The 15,841-nt window shown below is 62.0% G+C and carries 11 protein-coding genes; 7 read left to right on the forward strand and 4 right to left on the reverse strand.

Annotated elements, in window-relative coordinates; all coding sequences use genetic code 11:
• Positions 1–6: 6 nt before the first annotated feature.
• A complete protein-coding gene (locus ACQ66J_RS09575) occupies positions 7–747 on the forward strand; it encodes a M48 family metallopeptidase (RefSeq protein ID WP_430431442.1) in 741 nt (246 codons plus the stop codon).
• Here the strand turns inward: ACQ66J_RS09575 and ACQ66J_RS09580 are convergent.
• Positions 744–1,781, reverse strand: a complete 1,038-nt coding sequence (locus tag ACQ66J_RS09580; RefSeq protein WP_430431443.1) for a serine hydrolase domain-containing protein — start codon at positions 1,779–1,781, stop codon at positions 744–746. The two genes, ACQ66J_RS09575 and ACQ66J_RS09580, sit on opposite strands and share 4 nt — an antisense overlap.
• A 236-nt stretch (positions 1,782–2,017) precedes the next feature.
• On the opposite strand from ACQ66J_RS09580, the gene ACQ66J_RS09585 reads away from it, so the two are divergent.
• The 4 genes from ACQ66J_RS09585 to ACQ66J_RS09600 all read left to right on the forward strand — a co-directional run bounded on the left by ACQ66J_RS09585 (position 2,018) and on the right by ACQ66J_RS09600 (position 7,770).
• Entirely contained in the window at positions 2,018–3,202 is a 1,185-nt protein-coding gene (locus ACQ66J_RS09585) for an LL-diaminopimelate aminotransferase (protein WP_430431444.1), read from the forward strand.
• Positions 3,203–3,318: 116 nt separating this feature from the next.
• Positions 3,319–4,587, forward strand: a complete 1,269-nt coding sequence (locus ACQ66J_RS09590) for a pilus assembly protein TadG-related protein (protein ID WP_430431445.1) — start codon at positions 3,319–3,321, stop codon at positions 4,585–4,587.
• Positions 4,588–4,657: 70 nt separating this feature from the next.
• Positions 4,658–6,007, forward strand: coding sequence for a pilus assembly protein TadG-related protein (locus ACQ66J_RS09595; protein WP_430431446.1), 1,350 nt, complete (start codon positions 4,658–4,660; stop codon positions 6,005–6,007).
• Positions 6,008–6,111: 104 nt separating this feature from the next.
• On the forward strand, positions 6,112–7,770 hold the full coding sequence (locus ACQ66J_RS09600) for an AbgT family transporter (RefSeq protein ID WP_430431447.1): 1,659 nt from the start codon (positions 6,112–6,114) through the stop codon (positions 7,768–7,770).
• A 69-nt stretch (positions 7,771–7,839) separates the two neighbouring features.
• Here ACQ66J_RS09600 and ACQ66J_RS09605 read toward each other — a convergent pair whose 3' ends face one another.
• The gene (locus ACQ66J_RS09605) at positions 7,840–9,561 is read right to left on the reverse strand and encodes a M28 family metallopeptidase (protein ID WP_430431448.1); all 1,722 of its coding nucleotides are present in this window, start codon (positions 9,559–9,561) and stop codon (positions 7,840–7,842) included.
• Between the two features lie 192 nt (positions 9,562–9,753).
• On the opposite strand from ACQ66J_RS09605, the gene ACQ66J_RS09610 reads away from it, so the two are divergent.
• Together ACQ66J_RS09610 and ACQ66J_RS09615 are read left to right on the forward strand one after the other, a co-directional pair.
• Complete coding sequence (locus ACQ66J_RS09610; protein ID WP_430431449.1) at positions 9,754–10,689, forward strand: bile acid:sodium symporter family protein; 936 nt, start codon at positions 9,754–9,756, stop codon at positions 10,687–10,689.
• A gap of 26 nt (positions 10,690–10,715) precedes the next feature.
• The gene (locus tag ACQ66J_RS09615; RefSeq protein WP_430431450.1) at positions 10,716–12,500 is read left to right on the forward strand and encodes an N-acyl-D-amino-acid deacylase family protein; all 1,785 of its coding nucleotides are present in this window, start codon (positions 10,716–10,718) and stop codon (positions 12,498–12,500) included.
• A gap of 254 nt (positions 12,501–12,754) precedes the next feature.
• Here ACQ66J_RS09615 and ACQ66J_RS09620 read toward each other — a convergent pair whose 3' ends face one another.
• Positions 12,755–13,513 carry an SDR family NAD(P)-dependent oxidoreductase gene (locus ACQ66J_RS09620; RefSeq protein ID WP_430431451.1) on the reverse strand — a complete coding sequence of 253 codons (759 nt, stop codon included), beginning with the start codon at positions 13,511–13,513 and terminating at the stop codon, positions 12,755–12,757.
• 8 nt (positions 13,514–13,521) lie between these two features.
• On the reverse strand, positions 13,522–15,837 hold the full coding sequence (locus tag ACQ66J_RS09625) for a penicillin acylase family protein (protein ID WP_430431452.1): 2,316 nt from the start codon (positions 15,835–15,837) through the stop codon (positions 13,522–13,524).
• Positions 15,838–15,841 lie beyond the last annotated feature (4 nt).

Here is a 15,841-nt window from a genome sequence, read left to right on the forward strand (position 1 = left end):
GCTCGAATGGCTGGATCTGAAGACCAGGTGCGCCAGATCGAGCTGGCCGACCGGGCGCTGATGTACACGCTCAAACGCTCGGCCCGGCGCAAGACCATCGGCCTCAAAGTCAGCGAAGACGGCCTGACCGTCACCCTGCCCGTGCGCGTCCATGTGCGGGAGGCGGACGCCGTGGTGCGCGAAAAAGCGTCCTGGGTGATCGACCGGCTTGAGCGTCGGCAAGCGCGCACGCCGCCAGCGCTCAAGGGCGTGGATGGCGAAGTGATCGGCTGGCTGGGCGAGGAATTGCGCTTGACCGTCCGCCCCCATGACAAGGCGCGCAGCACGGTGATGCGCGAGGCGGACCAAGTGGTCGTCAGCATAGACCGCCAGTTGACGCCTCTGGACAGCCGCAAGGTGGTGCTGGCGGCGCTCAAACGCTGGCGCAAGGGCGAGGCGCTTGATCTGATGACGCCCAAGCTTGAGCGCTATGCCGAGGCGCTGGGCGCGAAACGGCCCAAGGTCAGCGTGCGTGAGCAAAAGGCGCGCTGGGGGTCATGTTCCTCAGATGGGTCGATCCGGATGAATGCGCGCCTGATCGCCTATCCCGAGGCGTTGGTTGATTATGTTTGCGCGCATGAGGCCTGCCATCTTCTGGTGATGGATCACTCGCCGCGCTTTCATCGATTGCTCGATGAGCTGATGCCGGATCAGCGGCGTCGTCAGCGCGCCTTGCGCGATACGCGGCCTGCCGGCGGGGCGTTCTAGCGCTCTGGACAAAAAGCGAGGCTGGCCAGCTCATAGCTCAGGCCCTCGCCCATCCATATTTCGCCATATCCTGGATCGCCTTGATTGGAGTACATGATAAGCGAGCGGTTCAGCGCGGGCGCCATCAGACTGCGTATTTCAACCCCTGACAGTGAACCGCGGCGTTCAATCAGGTTCAACGCGCCATCGCAGCCGTTTAGTGGCGCGGGAAAACTCCATGCGCCGAGCGCCACATAGCCGCGTTCTGGCTCGCCACGCCACAACTCGGCTCGGCTGGCCTCTGAAAGCAGGCGCCCATCCATCAAGGCGGCATTAAAGCGGACCAGGTCATGCACTGGACCAACAAGGCCGGCCGCAGGACCAAAAAGTCCCAAATCTATCGGGCGGATCCAGCCGCCTTCAACGGCGCGCCCGGCCACATCGCCAAAGTCCTGCGCATCGCCTAGCCGGGTTTCAGTCATGCCGGCAGGCAGGAAGACCAGCTCTGTCAGGACTGTTTCGATGTCTGCGCCATAGATCCCTTCGAGCACGCGTCCGAGCACCCAAGTGTCGCAGTTATTATAGTCAAACGTGCCACCGGGCGCGCTTTTGAGAGGGCCGAAGCAGTAGATGTCAGGATCAAAGCCGGTCCTGAACCGCTCTGGCGGAAGGTCGTCATAATCAGGTAAGCCGGTGGTGTGCCGCAAAAGGTCTCGAACCGTTATCTGGTCTGAAGACGTCAGCGGCAAGTCAGGTGCGTAGTCAGATAGCGGCGCATCAAGGGCCAGACGGTTCTCTTCAATCAGGCGCATAGCGGCCACCGCCATCACCTGTTTGGTCAGCGATGCCCACATCCAGTCAAGCTGAGGCGCCATGGATAAATCCGGACCGGCTTCGCCTTGGACTATTTGGCTCAATACCGTTTCCCCCTGAGTGACCAGAACGATTCCGGAGAAAACGGCTTGATCAAGGGTTTGAGCAATCGCCTGATCAGGTTCAGATGGCTTGTCAGAGGATGTCACAAGCGCCAAGGCGCCCAGCAGGCTGGTGAACATGGCGGTTCGTCTCCAATCGTTCTGAACAGGCAAGGTGTGGCCAGGTTGAAATCGATGACATGGTCCTGACCTTGAATCCAGCGCGATCCAGGCGCTTGGCGTGTTTAGTCGCCAAATCCGGATTGGCGTGATTTTGTCCGTGCATTTCTGCACCTCGCCACAGCTACGCCCCATTGACGCCCTCTGGGGCGGGCGGAGTAGGCTGCATGTTGCAGTACAGCAGGGCGATTTGACAGATGTCCCACGACGAAGAATTTTACCGCGAGCGGCGCTTGCCGCCTTATGTGTTCGCGGAAGTGAACCGGATGAAGCAGGCCTATCGCGCCGAAGGCCGCGACGTCATTGATTTTGGCATGGGCAACCCTGATCTCGCCCCCGCCCCGCACATCATCGCCAAGCTCGCCGAAGTCGCCGCCGATCCGCGCGCGCACCGCTATTCCGCCAGCCAGGGCGTGCCGTCGCTTCGCAAGGCGCTGGCGCGCTATTATGAGCGCCGGTTCGATGTGGGGCTGAACCCCGATACCGAAGTATGCGTGACTTTGGGGTCTAAAGAAGGGCTGGCGAACCTCGCTCAGGCGATCACGGCGCCGGGCGATGTGATCCTGGTGCCTGACCCGTCCTACCCCATCCATATGTTCGGCTTTCTGATCGCGGGCGCCGCCGTGCGGCCTGTAGGCTTTAGCGATCCTGAGGATTTCCTGCGCGAGGCGGTTCATGCCTGTCGCCGCTCGATTCCGGCGCCGTCGGCGCTGGTGTTGAACTTTCCGTCCAACCCCACCGCGCAAGTGGTGGACCTTGATTTTTACAAGGAGGCGGTGCGGATCGCGAAAGAGAACGATCTCGTTCTGATTTCCGACCTTGCCTATTCCGAGATCTATTTTGACGGTACTCCGCCACCCTCCATTCTTGAGGTCGAGGGCGCTAAGGATGTGGCGGTGGAGTTCACCTCCATGTCCAAAACCTATTCCATGCCGGGCTGGCGGATGGGGTTCGCGGCGGGCTCGGCGCGTCTGGTGGACGCGCTCAAACGGGTGAAATCCTATCTCGATTACGGCGCCTTCACCCCGATCCAGATCGCGGCGGTGGCCGCGCTTGATGGGCCGCAGGACCATGTGGCCGAGGCGCGCGAGACCTATAAAAAACGCCGCGACGTGCTGGTGGAGAGCTTTGGCCGCGCGGGCTTTGAAATCCCCAGCCCTCCCGCCACCATGTTCGCCTGGGCGCCGATCCCTGAAGCCTTCGCGCATCTGGGCTCGGTGGAGTTCGCCAAGAAGCTCCTGGAAGAAACCGATGTGGCGGTGGCGCCGGGCTTGGGCTTTGGCGAGCGCGGTGATGGGCATGTGCGCCTGGCCGTGGTGGAGAACGAACAGCGGATCCGTCAGGCGGCGCGTGCGCTCAAAGGCTTCTTCGCCAAGGGCTAACGCCTTGATTTGAAACAGGGTGAATGCCGTGTTCACCCTGTTTCTTTTCAATGTTTTAACAGGGATGAGCGAAGTCTGGACCCGTTTTGCGCAAGGGCGCAGCGAAGGGTCTGGTGATGCGCTGTCGACTGGCGAAATTCTGGGGCGATACCCGCGGCAATGTGGCGATGATGTTCGCCATGCTGCTGGCCCCTATGGTGGTCAGCGTCGGCGGGGCGCTGGATTATTCGCGCACCTTCACCATCGGCTCTGAAATCCAGTCGGCGATGGACGCCGGCACCCTGGCGGCGGCGTCGCTGACTCAAGGCGAAGACCCTGAAACGGTCGTGCGCAATTACATCACCGCCGCCTTGTCAGAACATAATGGCGTGCTGGAGCGGCTGAACGTTCAGGTCAGCTCGGACACCGCGATCAATTCACGCGAGGTGACTGCGGACGCGGTGATCAGCGTGCCCACCTTGATGCTGGGTTTGATCGGGTATGACGCGCTGACGCTCAACCGCACCTCGGAAGCCAATGAACGGGTGCGCAATCTGGAAATTTCACTGGTGCTTGATATTTCGGGCTCCATGAGCGGCTCCAAGATTTCGGCTTTGCGCGACGCGGCTGAAGAGTTCGTCCTTTTGATGATGGACCCTGATCTGGACGGTCTGACCAGCCTGTCCGTCATTCCCTATAATGGCGGGGTGCGCCTGCCGGCGACGGTGATAAATGATCTCTTGCCCGGCACGCCCAATGATAGCGGCTGTATCGAGCTGGGGGTCACTGACCCTGTCGAGATGGAGCTGGCGTCTGACGGGTATGACTGGCTGGATTGGCAAGACCGGGACCAGCGCGGTTGGCGGTCGTCTTCATTCTGTCCCGATCAATCTGAAGCCACAGTGTTTTTGGAGCAGACCCGTTCGGTCTTGCTTGATGTGATCGAAGGGCTCAGCGCGGGCGGCAATACCGGGCTGGATCTGGCGACGGCCTGGGGGGCGCGGGCGCTGGATCCGGTCTGGCGCGGGCGTCTGGGCGGGGATTTCACCGATCGCCCGGCCGCCTATGACGACACCTCCACGATGAAAGTGCTGGTGGTGATGACGGACGGCGCGGCCACCGCCCAGTATCGGCGGGCGCAAAACTGGCGCGGCGACTGGTACACTTACGAGCTGTACAGCGCCGCCACCGCGCGCGCCAATATGGAGGCGGCGTGTGACGACGCGGAAGCGGCGGGCGTGCATATCTACACGATCGCTTTTCAGGTTTCAGGCTCCACCAACCGCACCTTGATGCGTGAATGCGCCAGCAAGACCGAGAACTATTACCAGGTCGAGAGCCTCGATATCTCCTCCGCATTCAACGCCATTGCGGCGGACCTCAACAGCCTGCGCCTGGCGCGCTAGGTGTGTTAACTTTTTATAAACTATTGTTTTAACTGGTTTTTGGTCTGTTTGTTGCAAGATCATTCTTCGCATGTTCCGGCTTGGAACGGATTTTGGCGAAGGCGTTCAGATGCAAGCGCTCTTAGGTTTTCTTTCTCGGTGGTCTACAGATCGCCGCGGCAATGTGGCCATCGTCATGGCGCTGTGTTCAGGCGTTCTGGTGACGGCGGTGGGCGGCGCGCTCGATTATTCACGCAGCGCCACGGTCAGCTCTGAACTGCAAAGCGCTTTGGATTCCGGCGCCCTGGCGGCGGCGTCCCTGACCCAGGATCGCGCTCCGGCTGATGTAGTGCGCGCCTATGTGGAAGCGGCGCTGGAAGATCACCCGCAATTGCTGGCCAGCCTTCAGCTGGATGTGAACGCGGACATTTCGCTCAATTCGCGTGTGGTGACCGCCACTGCCAGCGTCGCCATGCCCACCACCATTCTGGGCCTTGTGGGCATCAATTCTCTCACTTTGGAACATTTCTCTGAAGCCATCGAACAGGTGCGCGATGTGGAGATCTCGCTGGTGCTGGACGTGTCGGGCTCCATGCGCGGCTCCAAGATCAATGCACTGCGCGATGCGGCGGAGGAGTTTGTCGAAATCGTTCTGGCGGCGGATGCCGCTGAACGCACCAGCATTTCCGTCATTCCCTATAATGGCGGCGTGCGCACGCCAAGTGACGTGAATGACGACCTTATCGACGGAAGCAATAATGAGCGACGCCGGTCAGGGTGTGTCGATATGGGAACCGATTATCCGATCGATATGGAGCTGCCATATCGGCAGATGGCGTTCACCGAATATAACGGTGACGAGCAATCGGGTAATAACAGCTCCTCCTTCTGCCCGCGCTCGAATATGGAATCTGAATTCCTCTCCCAGAATGAGGGACGTTTGCGCGGCCTCATCAATTCATTGCGTGACGGAGGCAATACAGGCCTGGACGTGGCGACCATGTGGGGGGCGCGCGCGCTGGACCCGGCCTGGCGCGGGCAGCTGGGCGGCAGTTTTTCGGACCGCCCGGCCTCCTATGAGGATCGCGACACCATCAAGATTCTGGTGGTGATGACGGATGGTCAGGCTACGGCGCAAATGCGCACGGAAGAGTACACCTATTATGACTGGTGGGGTCGTCGCCGGACCGGTACGCGCAGCTACGAGCTCTATTCCGCCCGTCAGGCGCGCGAAAACATGGCGGACGCCTGTGACGAGGCCGAAGACAATGGCGTACAAATCTACACCATCGCCTTCCAGCTCAGCGGCGACACCAATCGCGATCTGATGCGCAACTGCGCCAACAAGCCCCAGAACTATTATCAGGTGGAAAATCTCGACATCGCCGAGGCGTTTTCCTCCATCGCCGCCGACATCAACCGCCTGCGACTGACCCGTTAAGCAGCAAGTTCGGGAGGGGATTTGAATATCCCTTGTTTCCTTGCGGTTGAAAAACATGGCGTCTCAGACTTCATTGTGTCCTGAAATTCACAACGGAGTCAGAGATGGCGGATTCGCAGCCTCAAACCCCTGAAGCGCCAAAGCGCAACGCGTTCACACGCTTTCTCGATGGTGTGGAATGGCTGGGCAATCTGTTGCCGCATCCGGTGACGCTGTTCGCCTTGCTGGCGGCAGGCATCGTCCTGCTCTCAGGCGTCTTCGGCTGGCTGGGTGTCGCGGTTGAAGACCCGCGCCCTGCCGGGTCCAGAGGCGTGGCGGAAGACGGCATGATCCGGGCGGTCAGCCTGATGAATGGCGATGGCGTCCGGCGTATATTCACCAGCCTGACCGAGAACTTCACCAGCTTCGCCCCGCTTGGCGTGGTGCTCGTGGCGATGCTGGGCGTCGGGGTTGCAGAGAAGTCCGGCCTTCTGTCCGCCGCGGTTCGCGCCATGGTGCTGGGCGCGCCACGCCATGTGGTGACGGTGGCGGTCGTATTCGCCGGCATCGTGTCAAACACCGCCTCTGAAGTGGGCTATGTGGTGCTGATCCCGCTGGCTGGCGCGATCTTTTATGCGCTGGGGCGTCATCCGCTCGCGGGCATGGCGGCGGCCTTCGCCGGGGTGTCAGGCGGCTATAGCGCGAATCTCTTGATCGGGACGGTCGATCCGCTGCTGGCGGGGATCACCGAAGAAGCTGCTCAGCTGGTGGACCCGGCTTACACGGTCAACGCGACCGCAAACTGGTTCTTCATGATCGCGTCCACCTTCCTGATCACGATCGTGGGGTCGCTGGTGTCGATCTTCGTCGTCGAGCCCAAGCTCGGCGTCTATAATCCCGAGCGTGCTGACCCGACGATCCTGAACAAGTCCATGATGGAGGCCCTGGCCGAGCCGGAGAAGAAAGGGCTCGCTGCAGCCGGGCTCGCCTTTCTGGCTGTTCTGGCGGTCATGGCCTATACGCTGTTGCCCGATATCCGCTTTCCAGCCTGGACGCCGCTGCTTTCTGGCGCTTCGGTTCCAGAGGTTCTGCCCGGTTGGGGCGTGCTGCGCGATCCTAACACCGGCAGCGTCATGCGGTCGCCGTTCTTTTCCGGCTTCGTCGTCTGGATCCTGATCTTCTTCATCGCCGTGGGCTACGCCTATGGCCGTGTCGCGGGCACCATGAAGACCGATCGCGACATCATCGACGCCATGGCCGCGGCGTTGGCGTCTCTTGGGCTCTACATCGTGCTGGTGTTCTTTGCGGCCCAGTTCGTGGCGTTTTTCGGTTGGACCAATCTGGGCGCCATCACCGCCGTGACGGGCGCAAGCTTCTTGCAAGAAACCGGCATGACCGGGCCGGCCCTGTTCTTCTTCTTCATTCTGATGTGTGCGGTCATCAACCTGTCGCTGGGCTCTGCCTCGGCCCAATGGGCGGTGACCGCGCCCATTTTCGTGCCCATGCTGATGCTGATCGGATATTCGCCGGAGGTGATCCAGGCCGCCTATCGGATCGGGGACAGCTCAACGAACATCATCACCCCCATGATGAGCTATTTCGGGCTGATCTTGGCCTGGGCCACGCGCTATGACAAAAATCTCGGCGTGGGCACGTTGATTGCGATGATGCTGCCCTATTCGATTTTCTTCATGCTGACCTGGTCGGGCTTCTTCTTCACCTGGGCCTTCGTTCTGGACTTGCCAGTGGGCCCGGGGGCGCCGACCTTCTATCCGGCGCAATAAGACGCTGGAAGACACAAAAAAGCCGGGCGGAAGACCGCCCGGCTTTTTCTGAACGGCGTCTAGGATCGCCTATTCATCCATCATCGCATCGCGGATGGCGCGGAACTCATTATCCTCATACCAGTTCGGCCAGTCCTCAGAATCCGTCAGACGGCGCGAAACGTGATAGACCAGCTCGGTGGACTGCACGAAGCCGCCCATATCCCAGTTCGGATCAAACTCGTCGGCGGGCTTGTGATAGGCCTGCAGGCGATAGGCGGCCTCGATCTGCGCGCCATACTCGGCGCCGCCTTCTTCAGCGACGGAGCCGGAATCGGCATACAGCATCGGCACGCCGCGGCGGGCCAGGGTGACGTGGTCGGAACGGTAGAAATAGCCCGCTTCCGGGTTCGGATCGGGGCTGAGATACATGCCGTCCGCTTCCGCTTCCGCGCGCAACAGGTCTTCCAGCTCGGACGCGCCATAGCCGATCACCACGATGTCTTCGGTGCGGCCGATGGGCAGGATGCCGTCGAAATTGAAGCCGCCCACGGTCTGGTCCAGCGCGATCAATGGGTTCTGGGCGTAGTATTCCGATCCCAGAAGGCCCTGCTCCTCGGCGGTGACCGCGACGAAGATCACCGACCGTTCAGGCGGGGTGTCGGATTTGGCGTAAGCTTCCGCCAATTCCAGCATGGCGGTGACGCCAGTGGCGTTGTCGATGGCGCCATTATAGATCTGGTCGTCGCCCGAGAAGTTCAGACGCACGCCGATATGGTCCCAATGGGCCATGAACAGCACGTATTCGTCCGGACGCTCAGAGCCCGTGACCTGACCGGCCACATTGCTCGACGTCAGAGTGCGCAGCGAATTGGTGAGCGAAGCGCTCATCGTCGCGCGGCCCATATCCACCGGTGTGAAATCAGGGCTGACGGCGGCTTGGCTCAGTTCTACGAAATCGAGCTCCAGCGCATCAAACAGCTCAACGGCCTTGTTCTCGGTGATCCAGGCCTGAACGTCGGCGCGCTCCTGGCCGGCGGAGGAGGCGAGGGTGAATTGCGGCCCGGTCCAGCTTGATTGCACCGTGCCCCAAGGGTAGGCCGCCGGGGCGGTCTGGTGGACGATGATCGCGCCTTCCGCGCCCTGGCGGGCGGCTTCCTCGTATTTATAGGTCCAGCGGCCGTAATAGGTCATGGCCGAGCCATTGAACCAGCCCGCGTCCGGATCGGCGAAGCCTGGATCATTGATCAGGATCACCACCGTCTTGCCGGTGACGTCGACGCTTTCATAATCGTTCCAGCCATATTCGGGCGCGACCACGCCATAGCCCACGAAGACAAGCTCGGAGGCGTCCAGGCTGACCTGTTCTTCTGGGTTTTGGGACCAGAACACCACATCCACATTGGTCTGAAGGCCCATGGCCTCGCCATCGACCGTGATGTCGAGACTTGATGCGCTTTCATCGAGGGTGGATTCAATTAAAGGCACCGGCTGGAACCAGCCCTCTTCGCCGGCGGGCTCAAGACCCACGGCGTCCATTTCCTCGGCGATCCAGGTCGCCGCCTGCTCGCCATGTTCAGAGGCCGGGCCGCGGCCTTCAAACCGGTCATCGGCGAGCGCAGCGATGCGATACGCGAAATCCGCTTCGGTGATCGCCGCATCGCTTGGCTGGTGCGCCGGATAGGCGCTGCTGGCTTGCGTTTCAGCGGGCGCGGCTTCCGACCGCTCATCCGTCGCTGGCGTATTGGCGGGCTGGCTGCAGGCGGACAGCGCCAGCGCGGCCAGGCTAGACGTTATTAAATAACGTAACATTTTGACTCCCCACAAGAAATTCTCTGCGACGCATCGTGCATTGATCCTATACGCATGCAAGCCCGCCACGAGGAGGTCTCGACAGGGCGCGTCAAAGGATGCGAGGGTTCAGTAAACGCCGTTCACTTGCCCGTTCCAGAGGCGAGGGCGGACCGGGCTATGGCCGGGTTTCAGGGGAGGAGATCGCGCGCTATGGACATAGCTGCGTTAGACGCCGTGCAGATTGATCTGGCGCCCGGATCGCAAGTGATCTTGCCGATGCTGCTCGCCGTTTTGATGTTCGCGGTTGCTTTGAACGTGCATGTGGCGGATTTCGCCTTGGTCAAACAGCGGCCTGGCAGGTTTCTGGGCGCCGCGGCGGCGCAGATCCTGGGCCTGCCCTTGGTGACTTTGGGGCTTCTCTATGTGTTGAACCCGCCGCCCTCCATTGCGCTTGGGATGATCGTGGTGGCGTGTTGCCCGGGCGGCAATGTCTCCAATTTCTTCACCCATTTGTCGCGAGGCGACACGGCGTTGTCCGTCTCGCTGACGGCGACCTCCAGCCTCGCCGCGGCGCTTCTGACGCCGATCTCGATTCTGTTCTGGACCTCGCTCTATGCGCCTGCTGACGCGCTGGTGGACGCGATCGAGGTCTCCCCGATTCCCTTCGTGCTGCAGATGACTGTGTTGCTGGCCGTGCCCTTGGCTGTCGGAATGGGCATCGCGCACCGCTATCCGCGCATCGCCCACCGCCTGAGACCTGTCTTTCTGGCGGCGGGATTGTTCGGGCTAGCGGCCATGGTTGTGGGCGGCGTCTCGTCCAACTGGGCGCTGTTCACCGCCACCGCAGGCAGCGTGCTGGTTATCGCCATGATTCACAACGCCGTCGCCTTTGTCTTCGGGGCTGCATCGGCGCGGGCTCTGGGCTTTGAGACTGCCGGACGGCGTTCCGTGACCTTCGAAGTGGGCATCCAGAACACCGGGCTCGGTCTTGTGATCTTGCTCGGCCAGTTCGAGGGCGTGGGCGGAGCGGCGGCCATCACCGCGCTCTGGGCGGTCTGGCATCTGTTCAGCGGCGGTCTGCTTGTCGGGTTCTATCGCGGGCTCGACTGGGTCCGCATACAAAAGAGCGCCCGAACGGCGCCTTGAAACAACACATCATTCGGGAGGCTTCCATGGCGACTTACGATCTGAAAATCACCGGCGGCATGATTCATGAGGGCGAGGGCGGCTCGCCCTATATCGGCGATGTCGGGATCAAGGCGGGCCGTATCATGGCGGTCGGCGATGCGCCGGGCGACGCTGATGAAGTGATCGACGCCAAGGGCTGTATCATCACGCCGGGCTTTATCGACGTGCATACCCATTATGATGGTCAGGCCACTTGGGACGACCGGATGGAGCCCTCGATCAAGCATGGCGTGACCACCGCCGTTATGGGCAATTGCGGCGTCGGGTTCGCGCCCGTGCGCGAGAGCGATCATGAGCGCCTGATCAAGCTGATGGAGGGGGTGGAGGATATTCCCGGCACCGCGCTGGCGGAAGGACTGAGCTGGGACTGGGAGAGCTTCCCCGATTATCTCGACGCGCTTGAGAAAACCCCGCGCACCCTCGATGTGGCGGCCATGGTCGGCCATGATCCGCTCAGGGTTTATGTCATGGATCAGCGCGCCAGCTTTGATCAGCAGGCCAATGATGAGGAAATCGCCAAAATGCGCGACCTCGTCTCTGAAGCGCTGGACGCCGGCGCCATCGGCTTCGCCACCGGGCGGTCGGATCTGCACCGCACCGCGGACGGGGAGTGGACCCCGGCCAGTGAAGCCACCACCAAGGAACTCACCGGCATCGCCAGCGCCTTCAAGGGTCGCGACCATGGCGTCATCCAGGCCGTCTCCGATTTTGATCTCGAGCGCGATCAGTCGCGGTTCGAGGAAGAATGGAAAGTGGTCGAGGAGTATGTCCGCGCCGCCGGCGGTCGGCCTTTCTCCATGTCCCTGATGCAGCGCGATTTCGCGCCCGATCAATGGCGCAAGATCCTGACAGGCCTCGAAAAGCTCGACGCAGAAGGTTTCACCGTGCGCGCCCAGGTCGCCCCGCGCGCCATCGGCGTGTTCCTGGGGCTGCAATGCACTTTCCACCCCTTCATGGGCTTTCCCGCCTATAAGGAGATCGCCCATCTGCCGCTTGATGAGCGCGTGGCGGTGATGAAAACCGACGCCTTCCGCAAGAAGATTCTCAGCCAGACATCCGACAAGCTGGCCGGGCCCGGCAGCTCGATCCCGCCCATCGCCGATCTTCTGATCGAAAACATGGAGATGGTGGCGGGCAAGCTCTTCACCCTGTCGGAAAACCCCGATTACGAGCAGCCGCCTGAAAACGCCATCGGCGCGAAGGCTGAAGCCCGCGGCGTGTCTGTGTGGGAAGAGCTGTTTGACACGGTGATCGCGCGCGAGGGCGCTGAGCTGATCTATCTGCCGATCTATAATTATACCGAGCTGAGCTATGACAATGTGCTGACCATGATGCAGCACCCGCTCGCCATTCCGGGTCTGTCAGATGGCGGCGCCCATGTGGGCACGGTGTGTGACGCCAGCTTCCCCAGCTATCTCTTGAGCTATTGGACCCGCGACCGCACCCGCGGGCCGCGCATTGCGCCTGAACGCGCGGTGCAGATGCTGACCGGCGACATCGCCGATTATCTGGGTCTGTCAGACCGCGGACGCATCAAGCCAGGCATGAAGGCCGACCTCAACGTCATCGACTATCAGAAACTGCGTCTGCACCCGCCGCGCCTCGTCAAAGACCTGCCCGCGGGCGGCCAGCGTTTGCTGCAGGACTCGGAAGGTTATCGCGCGACGATCGTGTCTGGCGAAGTCGTGGTGCGCAATGACGAAGTGACGGAGGCGCGTCCTGGCCGGCTTCTGCGTGCGGGTCGGCAAGAGGCTATGGCGGCGGAGTAGAATGGTGTTTCTTGAACTCCACCGTCATCCCGGACGCGAAGCGATCCGGGATCTACCGGAGCCGCTTTGATCTGATCACAAAGACGCTGTCAGCAGATCCCGGATCAAGTCCGGGATGACGGCTGTTGATGATCCTTCTCTTTCCCCGCGCAGGCGGGGACCCAGAGCCGGTTTCGCAGCGTTTGAAGATCTCTGGGTCCCGGCTTTCGCCGGGAAAGAGGGATTATGGGAAGGGTGTGGAAGGCCCTAAGCCCCTACCGCACATAGCTCGCGCCATTGACGTCGAAGGTGGCGCCGGTGGCGCTTTTGCAGGCGCCGGACAGCAGGAAGGCGCAGAGGCGGCCCAGCTCGTCCGGGCTCGCCATATCGCCATAAGGCACTTCAGCGAGGGCGGCCTTGCGGTCGTCAGGGTCTTGCGGCGCCATTTCCGTGTCGATCCAGCCCGGCGAGATCGCGTAAGCGAGCAGCCCGCGGCCCGAATAGGCGCGCGCCAGCGTCTTGATCATTGCGATGAGCCCGGCTTTGGAGGCGGCGTAGGCGGGGTGGTCCGCATCATCGCCGCGGTGCGCCGCACGAGAGCTGATCGCCACCAGCGATCCGCCCTGCGCGCCATCCACCCAGTCCTGCGCGGCCAGACGCGCGAGATCGGCGCAGCTTTGCAGGTTGATCTGAAGCGTGCGCGCCCAGTTCTGCCGCCAGATATCCGCCGGGTCGTGAACGTTGGACGCTTCAAAAACGCCGTGATTGAGCACCAGGCCGTGGATCGGGCCGTCGGCGATAGTTTTCGCCTGATCCCAGGCGGGCTCCGCAGCGTCGGGATCAGAGAAATCCGCTTTCACCAGTCCGATGGCGTTATCGCCCAGCTCGCTCGCCATGGCCTTGGCGGCCGTGTCATTGCGGGCATAGCCCAGGATGACCTTGCCGCCAGCCTGAACGATCTGGCGGGCGATGCCGGCGCCAGCGCCGCGTGAGGCGCCGGTGACGAAAAGGGTCTGGTTTTCAAGGCTGATCATGGCGGGTCCTATTGCGGCGTCAGGGTCAGCACCTGGCTGCCTTCGGGCGCGGTTTCAACACTCCAGTCATCGCGGATCTCGAAATACTCGCCCGCCGCCCAACGGGGCGCGAGATCGCCATGATGGGGCGAAAGCGGGTGACCCGACTGACCGGGCGCAAACATGTAAAGCGAGTTGTTGAGGTCTGACAGATCATAGATCGACCGCAGCGACGCCGCATGGAACACGTCATAGCTGCCAGAGGCATAGCTGAAATGCGCCACATTGATGGTCGCGCCGTCGCCGGGTACGGGCACGCGATTGCCGAACATGGACCCGATCAGCGGCAGATTATCAAACGGGTGGTCGAAATCAGCCACATGCATGTCGCCCCAACGCCAGGCGTTCATGTCGCGACCAAACGCGTCTGCGGTTTCCGCCATGGCGGCGTCCAGCGCCAGTCCGGCGGTGATGGCGCAGCTTTCCACCGCGTCCGTGCGCACGTCATCGCACCAGGCCGAGGCTTCGCCCGCCAGAACCTCTTCGAGGAAGGCGCGGCGAGGCTGATTGAAAGCCGAGGCGAGCGTATCAAGCTCATCGTTCCAGATCGCGCCCGAGAGCACCCGCAGCCAGGCGGAATAGATCAACGCCTCTGGCGCATCCATATCCAGCGCGCCATCCCAGGCTTCCAGCCGCGCCAGAGCTTCCGCCCCCAGCTGGCTCTCAGGTTCGGAGCCCAAGAGCACCGGCAACAGGCGCAGCGCCTGCTCGCTGGTCACATCCATTTGCAGGTTGGCGAAGCTTTCCAGCGTATGGCGGTCACGTGCGTTGAGCTCACGCTCGATACGGGGCGCGCGATAGGTCGCGTATGAGCCCGGAAGCGGATAGGGATAGTCCGGTCCCGCCACCAGATTATTGCCCGACGCGATGAACCCGCCTTCGGGGTTGCGTACGCGCGGCAGCTCATCAAACGGGATAAAGCCCGTCCACTCGCCGCGCTCATCGCGGATCGGCAACAAACCCGCTGTCGTATATCCTATGGTGCCGTCCACGCTGGCGAAATGCATGTTCTGCATGGGGGCGGTCCAGCCGCGGCCCGCCTCGACGAATTCATCAAAAGTCTGCGCCTGCATGATCGCCAGGGTGGCGTCGGCGACCCGGTTGCCCGGCGCGGTCACGGTGGAGCGGCGCACCACGATGGCGTCCTCGTCAAAGCCGCGCAGGTCAAACCATTGCGGGTCCAAGACGGGGCCGTCGCCGGTTTCCTCGATCGTCAGCTCATACGCTTCGGAGCGCCCCTTGATCGCGATGGTTTCGGTGCGGGTGGTGATCTCTTCAGCGTCGCGATCGCGTTCGAGAATGTCGATCACGTCAAAGCCGGTATTGGTGAACCCCCAGGCGGCATGGGCGTTGCGCCCCAGAATGACGAAGGGTGAGCCGGGCACAGTGCCGCCGATGACCGGGCCATAGGACAGGTTCAGGCGCACATAATACCAAATCGCCGGCGTGCTGAGGCCCAGATGGGGGTCATTGGCCAGCAGCGGTCGTCCGGTTTCAGAGCGCTCGCCAGAGACCACCCAGGCGTTGGAACCGGGCTGGTTGTCTGATTGCGCGCCCGGCTGCGCGGGCTCGCTCAAGGGCAAGGTCTGCACATCGCCGAAACGGGCGCGCATATCCTCGGCCTTCAGCATGGTCGGCGCCCAGTCGGGGAAATTCATGGTGAACTGGGCGAGCTGCTCAGCGGACAGAATATCGTCGAGCAAGGCGCGATCCATGTCAGCGCTCGCCCCGGCAGCGAGATCATGGGCCAGCAGCACCACAATCGCGGCGCTGTCTTCCAGGCTCCATGCTTCAGGCGCCGTGCGCAATACGGCGTATTCAGGCGCGACAGAGCCTTCGGCCAAGCGCGCGTTCACGCCGTCGATATAGGCTTGCATCATCGCGCGGGTGTCAGCGGATGTGTTGGCGACGATCTCCTCGGTCAGACGACGGAAGCCATAGGTCCGGGTCTGGGCGTCAGCGCGCAGATAATCCTCGCCAAACAAGGCGGAGAGCTCGCCACGCATATAGCGCCGGGCCATGTCCATCTGGAAAAAGCGTTCGCTAGCATGCACATAGCCCAGCGCCGCCATCACATCGGCGTCGTTGTCGCCAAAGATATGGGCGATGCCGTTCACGTCGCGCACCACATGGGCGGGTTGGTCCAGCACCGACAGGGTGACCTCGCCGGACTGGCGCGGCTTGGACGCGTGGAACCGTTCCACCATCCAGGCGCTGACGCCCAGAACGCAGATGAGACTCAGCGCCAGCGCCGCCAGTAGAATGCGAATGATCCAGGTGTTCATGTGG

The sequence above is a fragment of the Oceanicaulis sp. genome, from assembly GCF_965284345.1.
Classification (GTDB): domain Bacteria; phylum Pseudomonadota; class Alphaproteobacteria; order Caulobacterales; family Maricaulaceae; genus Oceanicaulis; species Oceanicaulis alexandrii_A.